Origin of the sequence: Streptomyces sp. NBC_00597 (assembly GCF_041431095.1) — a bacterium.
Lineage (GTDB): Bacteria > Actinomycetota > Actinomycetes > Streptomycetales > Streptomycetaceae > Streptomyces.
Genome location: NZ_CP107757.1, coordinates 130,425 through 145,073, shown reverse-complemented (window position 1 = coordinate 145,073; position 14,649 = coordinate 130,425). Strand labels below are relative to the sequence as shown.

Below are 14,649 nucleotides of genomic sequence, written 5' to 3'. Positions count from 1 at the left end.
CATCTCTGCACGCATCGGCGAAACCCGGCCGGTCGGGGCGCGCCGGACCCGCTGGAGTGGAAGCATCTGGTCCGGGACGAGCGACGACGGAGGAGACGGCTGACATGACCGAGGCACCGGAAGCAACGCGGCGCCCACCCGGCACACCGTGCTGGTCCAGTCTGATGGTGCACGGTCTCGGGAGCACCGAGGCCTTCTACACCGACCTGTTCGGCTGGGAGTACGAGCCGGGCCCCCAGCCCTTCGGCCCGTACGTCCGCGCCCTCCTCGACGGCCAAGAGGTGGCCGGAATCGGCGAGATGCCGCCGGACCGGCTTCTTCCGGTGGCCTGGACCACGTACTTCGCCACCGACGACGCCGACTCGACGGCCGAGACGATCCGTTCGTGCGGCGGAACGGTCGCGGTGGGCCCGCTGGACGCGGGCGGCGAAGGACGCGTGGCGATCTGTTCCGACCCGCTGGGCGCGATCTTCGGGATCTGGCAGGCCGAGGAGCACATCGGGACCCGGCTGTCCGGCGTCCCCGGCACCCCGGTCTGGAACGAGCTCCTCACGCAGGACACGTCGACCGTCGGCAAGTTCTACGCGCACGTCTTCGGCCACGAGGCCGAGACGCACGCCACGGCCCCCGCCGACTTCGACTACGTGACGCTGCTGCTGGACGGGCGGCCGGTCGCCGCGGTGCACGGGGTCGGGCGCTCGCTCCCCCATGACCGCGGCCCTCACTGGATGACGTACTTCCAGGTCGAGGACGCCGACACGGCCGCGGCCCGGGTCCACCGGCTCGGCGGGCGCGTCGTCCAGCCGCCCCGCGAGGGGCTGACCGGCAGGGTGGCCACGGTCACCGACCCGGAGGGCTCGGTGTTCGCCCTCGTGGAACCGCGTCCCGGGAACGGCACCCGTTGACCGCGGCCCGGCCGGCCCCTCAGGCGGGGTTGACCGGGAGGACGTCCGGGGAGAGGGCTGCGGCGTGCGCCGCGGCGCTCGTCATGCGGCGGCGGTGGTGGCGGCGGCACAGCACCTCGTAACCGACCTCCTCCGGGGAGCGGTTGACGTCGCCGACGACGACCTGCTCGCCCTCCACGACCATCTCGCCGCCCACCGAGCGGGCGTTGTGGGTGGCGCGGGCGCCGCACCAGCACATCGCCTCCACCTGGAGGGTCTCGATCCGGTCCGCCAGTTCGATGAGCCGCTGCGAGCCGGGGAACAGCTTGGTGCGGAAGTCCGTGGTGATGCCGAACGCGAAGACGTCCAGGTCCAGGTCGTCCACGATGCGGGCCAGTTGGTCGATCTGCTCGGGGGCGAGGAACTGCGCCTCGTCCACGATGACGTAGTCGACCTTTTCGCCCTTCGACATCTGACCCACCAGGTACCCGTACTGCAGGCCCCGCGCCGACCGGTTGTGGCCGATCTGGAGCGCCAACGTCCTTTTACTGGGGTATCCACCATGTGTAAGGAGCGCCCCTACGTCACCGCCCCCACCGACCGTGACCTCGGCTCGCCGCACCGACTTGGCAGTGATCCCCAGTTCCTTCGCGACAGAGCTGCCGGTCCGTCCGCTGGACCGCACGAGCTCGACCGCGTCCCACTTGAACCGCCGAGAATACCGGGCAACACCCTCCAGACCTACGGTGCTGGCGCCTCCGCAGCGCCGCACCCGCACCGACCTCAGCTGGGGTTCGCACGCTCCCATGCTTCGCGGATGTCTGCGGGAATCCGGCCTCGGAAGGGGACCTGGTAGCCGTTAGCGCGTGCCCATTTGCGGATGGTGTCGAGGTCGACGGGCGGCCTGGCGGCCGTTGGCGGCATGGGCTGGTAGCCGGTGGGTACGGAGGGGACGAAGGCGGTGTGCCCTTCCAGAAGGTCGTCGGGGAATTGGGGAACGCTCGTCTGCCCGCTGAGGACTCTGGTGAGGAACTCGGTCAGGCTTCCGTCGAAGGTGAACCAGCGTGGCCCGCGGGCTTCGTTGACGGCGATCCGCCAGGTGTCGGGGGCGTCCTGGGGGTCGGTGATCCAGAACAGGTACTCGCCGTTGTCGGTGCCGCCGATGGCGAACAGGTGCTGCGGGTCGTACGGGACCGGGTGCGTTCCCTGGTCGTAGTCCCGCTGGAGGTGGGACCGGATCCGGGCAGGCATGGGACCGGTGATGTCGACGTACTCGGTGACGCCGGCGGGGTGATAGAGGTGCAGGTAGTCGTAGAAGGCCCCCGGACCGTAGGTGGCGGCGAGCTGCTTGTAGTCCTGCGGAAGCCGCATGCCCAGTGTGGCTTCCACTGTGTCCCAGTCGATCGCGGGGATGGGGCCGGACGGGGGCGGACAAAGCTGAACGAGCAGGTTGATGTCGGTCACTGGATTCCTCGGCGGCGGCGTCGCTGCTGGTCGGCATGGTCGGGATTCTCGAGGTCGGCGCGGAGACGGAAGCTGTCGCTCCCATCGGCTTCCATCGTGATCCACTTGGGTACGGAATCCTTGCGGTCGTCCGTGTATTCAAGGTAAACGCTGTACTGGACGATCTCCCCTTGGACGCCGGCAGCGGGGTTGCCCTTCACGGCGTTGTAGATCGACTGCTCCAGGTCCCGCATGTCGGGTGAGTTGGTGGGGTCTTGGGTGATGCAGAACAGGTTGTCCAAGTGCTTTCCGGTTCCGCCGAGCATATTGGCCAGCATGTGGCCCCGCGCCTGGTTGTAATCCGTTCCGTGGAGGAAGCCCGGTGGCTTGAGCCACTTCGCCGCATCGGTGCCCTCGTCGAGCATGTCCCGGGTGATGGTCGCGTGCATCTCGTAGGGACGGCCATGCTCGTCCCGTACGAACACGACCTTCCCGCCCCAGGTGTGATCGGGCTCGCATCCGGCCAGCCCCAGGGGGTCGGCCAGGCTGAAGGGGTTCGGGACGTAGCCGTAGTGGTTGGCTGCCGGAGCCAGACCGAGAGGGTCGGGCGTGATGTACCGGCCGAGGTCCGGGTCGTAGTAGCGGTTGAAGTTGTAGTGGAGGCCTGTCTCCGCGTCGAAGTACTGCCCGGGGTAGCGCAGCGGAGTGTAGGCGGTGCTCCCTCGATCCCACTGGGTGGCGCCCCACGCCGTACTGCGTGTACGCCAGCTGATCTGGCCGTCAGCGGAGACCAGCTCACTGGGACTGCCCGCGAGGTCAGTGACGATCGCGAAGAACCGGCGGTCGATCTGCAGCTGTTCGGGGTCGAACTTGGACTCGCGCTGCGCCAGTGGGCGCAGTCCTACGTAGTCCCAGACGAGGGCCGTGGCGCCCGTGCGTTCCTCTGCGAGCTGCGAGCCGTCCCAGCAGTACGAGGTTTCCTCGGTGAGGTGGCCGTCGCTGTTCCGGTGCTGCTTGGCGATACGTCGGCCAAGGGCGTCATAGAGATAGCGCCATGTGGTGCCGCCCGGCGCGGTGGCGTGGGTGAGACGGTCTTCGGCGTTCCACTGGAAGTGCCAGGTGAGCGTCTTGCCGCTGAGCGTGCGCGTCTCGCGGCGGATCATCCGGCCCTGGGCGTCGTACCTGTAGTGGGTACGGCCGGCGCGGGTGATGCGGGTGCCTTCGTAGTCACGTGCGCCCATGCTGTCCTGTCCGGGCGCGGCAGCGGGAAGAGTGTTGTGGGTCTGGTCACCGGCCGTGTTGTACGCGTATTGCTCGCGCCACCCTCGTGCCTCGACGGCTGTGATCCGACTGCCCGAGTCGAGCGTGTACGCACGGTGGCCGGCCAGGCTGTCATCGACCGCTGTGGGCGCTCCGTCGAACTGGTAGGTGAAGGACCGGCCCATGACTTCGGAGTCCGCCATGTGCAGTGACTGGTGGGTCAGGCGGCCCACCGAGTCCCAGGCGTGGTGAAGGGTGAGGGAGCCGTCCAGGGTGCGGGTTGTTTCGCGCCCGAGCGCGTCGCGGCGGAACCGGAACGTGTGCTCGCCGGTCGTGTAGGCGGCGAGACCCTGTGAGGCGTACTCGAGGTGGCTCTCGGAACCTGAGGGGGTACGCCGGTGAGTGCGGCGCCCGAGGGCGTCGTACGCCAGGGTGAGGGTGCGACCGTTGACGGTTTCCGTGATGACCCGGCCTGCGGCGTCCCGTTCCAGGGTGATGCGGGCGTGGGGGTTGTTGATCTCGGAGACGTGGCCCGCTTCGGTATGAGTGAACGTAGAGACGGATCCGTCGTCGTGCAGGATCCGGATGACCCGGCCGAGGGCGTCACGTTCAAAGGTCAGGCTTTGGCCTGCGGGGTTGGTACGGCGGGTCAGGCGGCCCAGGGCGTCGTGCTCGTAGGTGAGAGTGCGGCCGTCGAAGTCCGTCTCGGCCACGAGTCGGCCGGCCGCGTCGTAGCCGTACTCCCACTCCAGGCCCTGTGCGTTGGTGACCTTCGTCAGCCGCAGCTCTGTGTCGTGGGTGTACTCGTAGCGGCCTCCGTCCCCTGCGGTGGTCATGGCGGCACAGTCGAAGTGGGTGACGGCGTGCGAGCTGGTACGGCCCATGCGGTCGGTGTAGGAGAGGAGGTTCCCTTCCCCGTCCCACTCCCACTCCTCCCGGGAGCCGTCGGGCAGCTCACGCCATGCGGGCTTACCCTCGATGGTCCACGCCTGGCGCAGGAGCGAGCCTTCCGCATCCGTGGCGGACGTGATCCGGCCGAAGGAATCCCGGCTCAGGGTGGTGGTTGCGCCATTAGGAGCGACGAGCAGGAGTGGCAGGCCCGCCTCGTTCGTCGTTATGCGGGTGACATCGCCGACGGCGTTGCGCATGGAGGTCAGGTGGCCGCGGCTGGTGAACTCGTACTCCGTGCGCGCACCTGCCGCGTCGACCGTGGCCGTGAGGTTGCCTTGGGCGTCGTAGGCGAAGTGCTGCCGGACCCCGCCGCGTTCGGTGACCTCCGTGGGCAGGTACAGGTCGTTGTATGAGGCGGTGGTGCGTACGCCGTCTGGCGAGATCAGGGCGACGAGACTTCCCTGGCTGTCACGCTCGCATCGGGTGACGCCGCCCAGGGCGTCGGTCCGCGAGAGCAGCCGATCGGCTACGTCGAATTCGAAATGAGTAGTGGCTCCGAGAGGATCGGTCTCCGCGACGACCTGGAAGGAGTCATTGATGTGGAAGACCGTGGTAGCTCCGGTGGAGTCGGTGTAGCGAGTGACGTGGTGACCGGTCTCGGGATGTATGTCGTCGTAGGAGAACGACGAGGAGAGGAAGCCTTCGGGCCCCACGGTCTCGGTAACCCGGCCGGCGCTGTCGTAAAGGTACCGGTAGGTGGAGTTATTGCGGTCGGTCCACGACGTGACGCGATCGCAGGCGTCGTAGGTCATCCGTAGCGGAAAACCGGAGGAGTTAGTGATGGCGTCCAGGTTCCCGCGCGCGTCGTAGCCGTACGTGCGGACCTCGGCCCAACCCTCCGGTGTGCGCAGTTTCAGGGCCTGTATTCGGCCGGTGCCCGAGGTCAGCTGAACTGTGTAACCGCCGTCGTGACTGACCGTGGTGGGTGTCCCGTCCGGCAGGCGGGTGAACGTGATGCGGTTCTGGTTGCGGTCCTCGATTGCGCTCAGCCAGAACGCGGAGGAGGCACGGTAGGGGCTGCCGCTGAAGCAGCGGGTCAGCCCGGTGCGCGAGTCGGTGATCGCATACGTGGTCTCGTCCCCGTACTCGCCGTCGTGCGCCAGCGGCAGCTGAGGCCCCTCCAGCGGCAGGACGGCTTCGCCTCCCGGCCGTGGGAGGGCGGGGTAGACGAGGAGTGAACCGTCCTCGCGGGCCCACACGGCACCGACGCCCGACGGGTCGAGCTCGATGCGCTCGTCCAGCGTGGAGGCCCAGCTGCGGCCGAACCAGTGGCCGTAGCGATAGCCGGAGGCGTGGGTCCGGGTGAGGACCAGCGGCAGCACGCCGGGCAGCGAGAGGTCCGCGTGCGGCAACAGCATCTCGCCGGTGGCGACATCGACGGGGTCGGTCGCGCAGTGCGTCTTGGATGTCGGGATGGCGTTGCGCCTTGCTTCGTCCTTCGCACCATGCAGGGCATCAGGCTTGGTGCGCACGCCCGCGTCGCCCTTGCGATGATCCACCCCGCCCGGTCCGCTCTTGCGGTTATCGCCCCCGCCGGAACCATTCTTCTTCAGGCGGTTAAAGCTGTCGTGGATGGCGTCGTCGTTCTTCTTGTGGTCGGTGGATATCTTCTTGACGGCTTTGGGGAGGGTGGTGCCGACGTGGTCGCCCATGGCCTTGGTGGCTTTGACGAGGGCTGCCATGGCCTTGTCGGCGACGGGGTCGATGGCCCGGGCTATGGAGTCGCGGCCGCGGGTGCGGCCGTGGTGGGACTTGGCCTTGGTCAGGTGCATTGTCGTCTTGCCGTGGATGTTGGTGCTAACGGAGTTGAGGCTGGTGCCGGCGCGGGCGTGCTCGGAGTGCTCGATGTGGAGGTCAGTCAGGCCGGTGCCGGCGCCACCGCCCCCGGCAACGCCTGCGGAAGCGAGGTGGAGGGCTTCCTTGCCGGACTTCACGCCGTCGTCGAAGCCGGCCTTGCCCGCCTGCTTGGTCTGGTCGAGGTCGACGCCGTCCTGGAATCCGAGGGCCATCGAGCCGAGCTGGACGACGAGGTCGGCGGCCATGCCTTCCAGGGCGGCGACGGCTGGCTCGGTCATCGCGGAGACGATGTAGCCGACGGCTTCCTCGACACACTCCTTGATCAGGCGCTTGACGACCTCCTGCGTCGCGCGCATCGCGGCCGCGCCGAAGAGTGCGGAGAGGCCTGCGGTGACGGGGATCAGGGAGAGCGCGATGCCAGCCTCGGCGGCGAGGTAGCCGAGCTGGACCAGAGCCGCGTACTTCATGGCCTCGACGGCGTCGGCTGCCATGTCCATCGCCCCGGCGATAGTGCGGGCCGCATCCGCGATGTCCCTGAAGTGCTTGGTCTTGACCGTGTTCCAGTGCTGGTTGAGGGCCTCTATCGATTCGCCTTTGCTGGCGGAGAGGAGGCGCTCGACGTGGTTGTTGGCGAGCTGGCCGTCGTCAAGGAGGTCCTCGGCGAAGTCGCGGAGCGAGTCGGCCATGGCCCGGTATGCGTCCTCGTCCACATTCGGCCAGGCCACACCGATCAAGTCCAGCAGTGTGTCAGCCCAGTCAGGCACCGTGACAGCCACGCGACCCCATCCCCCGTGAACCAAAACCGATCAAATGGTCGAACAGTCCTACCAGGCAATTGATCTGATGGGTAATCTGCACCCGCAAATTCGGACAGCCAGAGAAGGGGCCGCATCCGCCGTCGCGTAGGCGAGGGGAAGATTCACCCCTGCGGGGTGTCCGAACACACGACAGCGCGGGCCACCACCGCGTGGTGGCCCGCGCTGGGGCCGGTCCGAGAGCTGGTGCTAGAGCCTGTGTGATGTCGTGATCAGTTCCTGAGTTCTGTCCTCTCCGCGGGGTGGAATCCGGTAGGACTGCGGTCGTGACGCGTAGGCAACTCACCCATGCTTAGTGGAAGTTCATCGAGCCGTTTCTGCCGATCGGTAGGTACGGCCCGTACCCGGAGCGGTTGCGGGAGCAGTTCGAGGGTGTGATCTGGCGGTTCCGGTCCAGTGGTCAGTGGCGGGAGATGCCTGCCGAGTTCGGTCCCTGGGCCACCGTCTATGGACGTTTCCGCGTCTGGCGGGACGCTGGTGTCTTCACCGCTTTGCTGGAAGGCCTGATCGCGGAGGGGCCCGGACGGGAAGAAGTGACTTGTCGCTGGTCAGCGTGGATTCCACAACGGTCCGCGCTCACCGCGACGCGGCGGGCATGCGCGTCAGCAAGCACCTCATGGAGGCCCTGGAAGAAGCCGCGCAGGAGCAGGAAACGGCCCGGCAAAAAGGGGCGGACCGGAGGAACAGAACGGACAGGCCGAGCGCCGGCGGGTCCGGCGCAGACGCAAGCTCTGCCTGAGGGAAGCCCTGCCTCGGCAGGTGCCGGGGCGGCCTGACCAGCAAGATGCACCTCGCCGAGGACCGCAGGTGCCGTCCGCTCGCGCTGGTTTTGACCGCCGGACAGGCCGGAGACAGCCCGCAGTTGATTCCCGTGCTCGCGAGGGTGAGAGTTCGCCTGCCTGTCGGCCGCCCCTGTACCAGGCCCGGCGCGGTCGCCGCCGACAAGGCCTACTCGTCCCGCGGCAACCGCGCCTACCTGTGCAAACGCGGTATCAAGGACGTCATCCCGGAAAAGCGGGACCAGGCCGCCCACCGGAAGAAGAAGGGCGCACGAGGCGGCCGACCCGTCAGCCACGACGCCGACCTCTACAAGGAACGGAACACGGTCGAACGCCTGATCAACAAGCTGAAGGCCTGGCGAGGCATCGCCACCCGCTACGACAAGCCACCCGAAAGCTACCTCGCCGGCCTCCACCTCCGCGCCGCAATGATCTGGATCGACGACCTGATCAAGACCGCCGAATGATCACGACATCACACAGGCCCTAGGGGGAACACCCCCGCTATCCCTGGCCTGGCAGACCCTGGCCGACGGACTGATGACCCAGCGGCTGTACCTGCACCTCGACGAGTGGCGCTCGGGCGTCGCCGCAGGTGGCCGTCTCGCCGACATCAAGGCCATCGGTCCCGCGCACCTGGCCGGCCGTCCCCGCCTGCAGCCCTCCACCGAGGCACCAGATCAGCCGCGCAGCGGCGCGGCAACTCGGACCACAGGGCCTCCACCTCATCGAGGAGGCCCGCTCCTGGTCGTACCGGCTCACGCCCAAAGGCAACGTCACACTCGAGCACCTCGGACACGCGTCTTCGGCAGATGGGTCGCCATTTCGATAAGCAGGGCGTCTCCGCACGTCTCTGGGGTTGCAACGCGACCAGCCCTTGATTGCGGCTCCTGCCGAGGACTCGAACCTACGGCCAAAGGCGTCCGCGCACGATCACTGGAGCCAGGAGCAGGCCCTCAAACCATGAATCAGCCGGAAGCGACCGGCAGTACGTCCGGCGACAGCGAACCCGTCCGCGACGCGGCACTCGTCATCCGCCGACGGTGATGGCGTCGGCACAGCACCTCGTACCCCACCTCGGCCGCCGACCGGGCCACGTCCCCCACCACGACCTGCTCGCCCTCGACGACCATCTCCCCGCCCACCGTGCGAGCGTTGTGAGTGGCCCGCGCCCCGCACCAGCACATCGCCTCGACCTGCAGGGTCTCCACGCGGTCGGCGAGCTCAATCAGCCGCTGGGAGCCGGGGAACAGCTTCGTACGGAAGTCGGTCGTGATGCCGAACGCGAAGACATCCAGGTCCAGGTCGTCGACGATCCGGGCCAACTGGTCGATCTGATCGGGAGCAAGGAACTGGGCCTCGTCCACGATCACGTAGTCGACCTTGCCGCCCCGCGACAGCTGCTCCACCACGTACCCATAGAGGTCGAGGCCCGGCTCCGCCTCCACCGCATCGGTCACCAGCCCCAGACGTGACGAGAGCTTTCCCTCGCCCGCACGGTCGTCGCGTGTGAAGATCAGCCCCTGCAGCCCGCGCGCCGATCGATTATGTTCGATTTGAAGCGCCAAAGTTGACTTCCCACAGTCCATCGTTCCGGAGAAGAAGGCAAGTTCGGACATCAGGAGAGCGGGACCTTTCGGATCAAGCGGAGACGGCTGACAGCCCCGGACGACGCAACCCGACCCACGCCACGATCAACAGATGGCGAATGCCCAAGCAAGTCAGTGCTCTTCCCGCAGTCCATCGTGCCGGAGAAAAACACCAATTCGGGCATGGAAGGAACGGGACCTTTCGGGTTGTGGTCGGCGGGAGACGCTCGGGAAGACGCCGTACGGAACGGCACCGGTCGGGACGGGTCGGTGGGTCAGGTGCGGATTTCGAGCAGCGGGACGAGCTGCTCGGCCGCGGTCATGGAGCCGTGCATCCCTGCGAGCGCAGATTCGTTCGGCTCGTTGACGGACGCGGTGATCGCGGCATCGGTGTGGGCGGCGGCGACCACGTCGCCGATCCGGCCGAGCACGCGCTCGTCGCACTCCCCCGGCGGCCCGAACCAGCCGCGTTCCAGGGCCTCTTCGCGGCTCGCGATCCAGAACCGGTCGCCCAGCACCTCCCGCCACACGGTCAGCACGTCGGCTTCGGCGCCCGGTACGGCGTAGACGTGCCGGGCCCGGCCCTCGCCGCCGAGCAGGGCCACGCCCGCGCCCAGCTCCCAGTCCTCGTCGAAGTCGATCCGCGAGTCCTCGTCGAAGGGGACGTCCACCATGCCGTGGTCGGCGGTCACGTACAGCGTGGTGCGGGGCGGGAGTTGCTCGGCGAGCCGCTGCACGAGCCGGTCGACGCACATCAGCTGGCCTCGCCAGGCGTCGGAGTTCACGCCGTGCCGGTGGCCGGCTCCGTCGAGCTCGCTGTAGTACGTGTACACCAGCGAGCGGTCGCCGGCGGCGAGGCGCTGCGCCGCGAGGTCCATCCGCTCCTCACCGGTCATCCGGCCGAGGAAGGTGCCGCCGCTCAGCGCGATCTTGGTGAGCGGGGTGGTCTGGAACGCGGGCGAGGACACCTGCGCCGTCGCCACCCCCGCCTTGTCGGCCTGCTGGAAGACGGTCGGGTACGGCTGCCAGGGCTTCGGCGGCGTCCAGGGGTGCCAGCGGAGCTGGTTCATCAGTTCGCCGGTGGCCGGATTGCGCACGGTGTAGCCGGGCAGGCCATGTCGAGCGGGGGGCAGGCCGGTGCCGACGGAGGCCAGCGAGGTGGCGGTGGTCGCCGGGAAGCCCGCGGTGATCGGGCGGCCGGTGCCGCCGCGCGAGCTGCCGAGGAGGGAGGTGAGGTACGGGGCCTCGTCCGGGTGGGCCTTGATCTGCTCCCAGCCCATGCCGTCGACCAGGAACACGCAGTTCCGGTCGGCCGGGGTGAGCTCGGCGATGGCGGCGGTGTACCCGGGCACGCCCTGGCCGGCCACCAGGGTCGGCAGCAGATCGGCGAGCGAGCCGGTGCCGTACTCCGGGACGGGGGCGCCGGACAGGTCCAGCAGCTCCGGCTCGTCCCAGTTCGACGGTGCGGAGTAGGACATCAGCGGGCAGGGGCGGAAGCCGCCGCCGTGGCCTCGGACAGGGCCTGCGCGAAGACGAGGGTCTGGCGGACCGCCTCGGGGCCGTCGCCGGCCTCGCTGACGCGCAGGCTGAGGTCGTCGGCGGTGGAGTTGCCGGTGTAGCCGTGGTCGGAGTCGCAGTTCGGATCGCCGCAGGCGGCGGGCTCCAGGTCGATGCGGGAGACCGCGCCCCAGCCGATGGTCAGGACGACCTCGCGGGGCAGGGTGCCGGGGGTGTACGACTCGGGGTTGGCGACGACGCGGCTGAGCACCACGGAGGAGATCGCGCCGATCTTGACCGACTCGGTGGAGGTGGTCGCGTACGGGGACGGCGACCCGGCGTCGGCGGCCTGCTCGTCGGTGTGGCTCACGATGAAGCGGTTCCCGGTCAGGACCAGGACGGTGACGTGCCGGCGCACCTCGTTGGAGTCGAAGGTCGTCTCCTGGTGGACCAGGTACGACGAGATCGGCTCGCCGCCCACCGCGGCCTCCACGGCCTCGGCCACGAGGGCCGGGTAGTAGCCGCTGCGCTCGATCGCCGTGCGCAGCCCCTGGGTCGTCGTACCGGATTTCGCCATGGGGTCCATCCTAAGGCCCGTCCGGGGCGCGCCGGGCGCCCCGGGACCGGCTCAGTAGCTGGGGAGTGTCCGGGGACCGAGATCGGTGCGGGCCGGCGGGTGCGCCACCCGGACGGTGGCGCTCAGCACGGAGAGGCCCTCGGTGGCGACGACGACGGGTTCGAGGGTGACGCCCACCACCTCGGGGTGGTCGTCGACGAGCCGGGACAGTCGCAGCAGGAGCTCTTCGAGGGCGGCGGTGTCGACGGGGTCGCTGCCGCGCCAGCCGAAGAGGAGGGGTGCGGCCCGGATGGACCGGATCAGCCCCGCGGCGTCCCGGTCGGTGGCCGGGACGAGGCGGTGGGCGGTGTCGCCGAGCAGCTCCGAGGCGACGCCGGCCAGCCCGAAGGAGAGGACGGCGCCCGCGGCGGGGTCGATGACGGACCGCACGACGGTGTCGACCCCGCGGGGCACCATGGCCTGGACGACGGGCAGCAGCTCGTCGGGCCTCCCGAGGAGGTCGGTGAGCTCCTCGTACGAGCGGCGCAGGTCGGCCTCGGTCGCGAGGTCGAGGCGTACGCCGCCGAGGTCCGCGCGGTGGCGCAGGTGCGGGGCCGTGGTCTTGAGGGCGACGGGGTAGCCCAGGGCCCGGGCGGCCCGGACCGCATGGTCCGCAGTGGGCGCCGGCAGGGTGGGGAGCACCCGGATCCCGTAGTGGGCGAGCAGGGCGCCGGCGTCGGCTTCGGTGAGGGTGAGCACGCCGTCGCCGGCGTCCACCAGCAGGCCGGCGAGCCGGGCGGCTGCTGCGGCCTCGTCGATGTCCTCGTACTGGGGGACGTGACCGGCGTCGGCGTTGGCCCGCCGCCACTGCCCGTACCGGACGGCCTCGGCGACGGCCCTGACGGCCCGCTCGGCGGCCGGGTACGCCGGGATCCGCCCGTCCGGGGCCTCGCCGGAACCGGGGCCGTCGGCGCCCGGCCCGGCGTACGCGGTCGCGCCCGTCTCCCGCGCCCCCGGACGCGGGGGCAGCGCTCCCGCAAGCGGCGCCGCACCCGCGGAGCCGGGGCTCGCCGGTCCGGGCCGGGCTCCGGCTCCGGCTCCGGGCAGGACCCCCGTCGGGGACAGGGCGTCGACGAGCTCCGCCAGCTCCACGTGGACCAGGGCCACCGGCTTGCCGGGATGGCCGGCCACCGCGTCCCGCAGGGCCTCGGCCAGGTCGTCCTGCGGCTCCTGTTCGTTCACCCACGGGATCACCGTGACGATCACCGCGTCGTTCTCGGCGGAGGCCAGCGCCGCGCCCAGCGCCAGCCGGAAGCTTTCGGGCGTCGCCGCCGTCGTCAGGTCCAGCGGGACCGCGGGCCGCAGCCCCTGCGCGAGGCACGCGTCGTACGTGAGGACGCCCAGCGACTCCGAGTTCCCCAGGATCGCCACGCGCGGCCCGGCCGGCAGCGGCTGCGAGGCCAGGAGCAGCCCCACGTCCACCAGCTCGGTCACCGTGTCGACCCGGATCACCCCCGCTTGCCGCAGCAGTGCGGAGACCGTGGTGTCCGCCAGCCTGGTCCCGGGGACCACGTGTCCGGCGGGGGTGTGGCGGCCGGCGCCCCTCGCGACGACCACGGGCTTCACGGCCGCCGTGCGCCGCGCGAGCCGGGTGAACTTGCGCGGGTTGCCGAGGGTTTCGAGGTACATCAGCGCGACGTCGGTGGCTTCGTCCTCGTACCAGTACTGGAGGATGTCGTTCCCGGAGACGTCCGCCCGGTTGCCCGCCGAGACGAAGGACGACAGCCCCGCGCCCCGCCGCAGCAGTGCGGACAGCAGCGAGATGCCGATCGCCCCGGACTGGGTGAACAGTCCGATGCGGCCCCGGATCGGCGCGGGCGCCGGGGTCAGTGAGGCGTTGAGCCCGACCTCCGGGGCGGTGTTGATCACGCCGTACGCGTTCGGCCCGATAAGCCGCATCCCGTACGAGCGCACCTGGCGCACGAGTTCGCGCTGCCGGTCGAGCCCGGCCGCGCCGCTCTCCCCGTATCCGGCGGACAGCACCACGAGGCCCTGCACCCCGTGCTCCCCGCAGGCGGCCACTGCCTCGGGGACCCGCTCGGCCGGGACCGCGATCACCGCGAGGTCGACCGGGGCGTCGATGTCGCCGAGCGCGCGGTAGGCCCGTACCCCGTCCAGCAGGTCGGCGGTGGCGGCCTCGTTCACGGCGTAGAGGTGGCCGCGGAAACCGCTGTCGCGCAGGTTGCGCAGCGCGGCGGCGCCGACGCCCCCGCCGGAGCGGCTGACTCCGATCACGGCCACCGAGCCGGGGGCCAACAGCCGCTGCACGGAGCGGGCCTCGGCGCGCTGCTCGCGGGCCCGCTGCACGGCCAGGGACTCGGCGGTGGGTTCGAGGTCGAGGGTGAGGTGGACGGAGCCGTCCTCGAAGCTGCGCTTCTGCTGGTAGCCGGCGTCCGTGAACACCTTGATCATCTTGTTGTTGGCGGGGAGCACCTCGGCCGCGAACCGCCGGATGCCCCGCTCCCGGGCGACCGCGCCGATGTGTTCGAGGAGCGCGGAGGCGACCCCGCGGCCCTGGTGGGCGTCCTGTACGAGGAAGGCGACCTCGGCCTCGTCGGCGGGGGCGGTGGCGGGCCGGCCGTCGGGGCCGATCCGGTCGTAGCGGACGGTGCCGATGAACTCCTCGCCGACGGTCGCCGCGAGGCCGACCCGGTCCACGTAGTCGTGGTGCGTGAAGCGGTGCACGTCGCGGTCGGAGAGCCGGGGGTAGGGGGCGAAGAAGCGGTAGTACTTCGACTCGTCGGAGACCTGCTCGTAGAAGCTGACCAGCCGGCCCGCGTCCTCGGTGGTGATGGGCCGGATCCGGGCGGTGCCGCCGTCGCGCAGGACGACGTCCGCTTCCCAGTGGGCCGGGTACGAGGGGTCCGACGGGGTGGTCATGCGGCGATCTTAAGGCCAGGACCGGCCGAACGGCTCCTGCGCGGCGCACGCGGCAAGCAGGGTCAAACCAGTGCAAGCTGGGGTAGGCCGAACGGCAGAGGATCCGCGCCGGAGGCCGGTCGGAGCATTCGGGGCGTC

General features: G+C 69.9%; 8 protein-coding genes and 1 pseudogene. 2 read left to right on the top strand and 7 right to left on the bottom strand.

Features of this window, described 5'->3' with window-relative positions; translation table 11 throughout:
- The first annotated feature begins 104 nt into the window (after positions 1 to 104).
- Complete coding sequence (locus OG974_RS00535) at positions 105 to 905, top strand: VOC family protein (protein ID WP_327278953.1); 801 nt, start codon at positions 105 to 107, stop codon at positions 903 to 905.
- A 19-nt stretch (positions 906 to 924) separates the two neighbouring features.
- On the opposite strand, the gene OG974_RS00530 is transcribed toward OG974_RS00535, so the two are convergent.
- The 3 genes from OG974_RS00530 to OG974_RS00520 form a co-directional block, all read right to left on the bottom strand.
- A complete protein-coding gene (locus tag OG974_RS00530; RefSeq protein WP_329314721.1) occupies positions 925 to 1,422 on the bottom strand; it encodes a thymidine kinase in 498 nt (165 codons plus the stop codon).
- A 245-nt stretch (positions 1,423 to 1,667) separates the two neighbouring features.
- Positions 1,668 to 2,348 carry a histone-like nucleoid-structuring protein Lsr2 gene (locus OG974_RS00525; RefSeq protein ID WP_327278951.1) on the bottom strand — a complete coding sequence of 227 codons (681 nt, stop codon included), beginning with the start codon at positions 2,346 to 2,348 and terminating at the stop codon, positions 1,668 to 1,670.
- Positions 2,345 to 7,060: an RHS repeat-associated core domain-containing protein gene (locus OG974_RS00520; protein WP_371646691.1), complete on the bottom strand. Its 4,716-nt coding sequence runs from the start codon at positions 7,058 to 7,060 to the stop codon at positions 2,345 to 2,347. The genes OG974_RS00525 and OG974_RS00520 overlap by 4 nt, the downstream gene beginning before the upstream one ends.
- 395 nt (positions 7,061 to 7,455) lie before the next feature.
- Here OG974_RS00520 and OG974_RS00515 point away from each other — a divergent pair.
- Positions 7,456 to 8,396 (top strand): annotated as a pseudogene (locus OG974_RS00515) (IS5 family transposase).
- Between the two features lie 501 nt (positions 8,397 to 8,897).
- Here the strand turns inward: OG974_RS00515 and OG974_RS00510 are convergent.
- The 4 genes from OG974_RS00510 to OG974_RS00495 form a co-directional block, all read right to left on the bottom strand.
- Entirely contained in the window at positions 8,898 to 9,548 is a 651-nt protein-coding gene (locus OG974_RS00510; RefSeq protein WP_327278950.1) for a thymidine kinase, read from the bottom strand.
- Positions 9,549 to 9,793: 245 nt separating this feature from the next.
- On the bottom strand, positions 9,794 to 10,996 hold the full coding sequence (locus OG974_RS00505) for an alkaline phosphatase family protein (protein ID WP_371645018.1): 1,203 nt from the start codon (positions 10,994 to 10,996) through the stop codon (positions 9,794 to 9,796).
- The gene (locus OG974_RS00500) at positions 10,996 to 11,592 is read right to left on the bottom strand and encodes a DUF5998 family protein (RefSeq protein WP_327278948.1); all 597 of its coding nucleotides are present in this window, start codon (positions 11,590 to 11,592) and stop codon (positions 10,996 to 10,998) included. Before OG974_RS00500 ends, OG974_RS00505 begins: the two co-directional genes overlap by 1 nt.
- A 51-nt stretch (positions 11,593 to 11,643) precedes the next feature.
- Positions 11,644 to 14,511, bottom strand: a complete 2,868-nt coding sequence (locus OG974_RS00495) for a GNAT family N-acetyltransferase (protein ID WP_371645017.1) — start codon at positions 14,509 to 14,511, stop codon at positions 11,644 to 11,646.
- Positions 14,512 to 14,649 lie beyond the last annotated feature (138 nt).

Excerpts from the sequence above, each read along its gene's own strand:
- OG974_RS00535 (WP_327278953.1), top strand. The coding sequence starts at position 105 with ATGACCGAGGCACCGGAAGCAACGCGGCGCCCACCCGGCACACCGTGC.
- OG974_RS00510 (WP_327278950.1), bottom strand. The coding sequence starts at position 9,548 with ATGTCCGAACTTGCCTTCTTCTCCGGAACGATGGACTGTGGGAAGTCA.
- OG974_RS00505 (WP_371645018.1), bottom strand. The coding sequence starts at position 10,996 with ATGTCCTACTCCGCACCGTCGAACTGGGACGAGCCGGAGCTGCTGGAC.
- OG974_RS00500 (WP_327278948.1), bottom strand. The coding sequence starts at position 11,592 with ATGGCGAAATCCGGTACGACGACCCAGGGGCTGCGCACGGCGATCGAG.
- OG974_RS00495 (WP_371645017.1), bottom strand. The coding sequence starts at position 14,511 with ATGACCACCCCGTCGGACCCCTCGTACCCGGCCCACTGGGAAGCGGAC.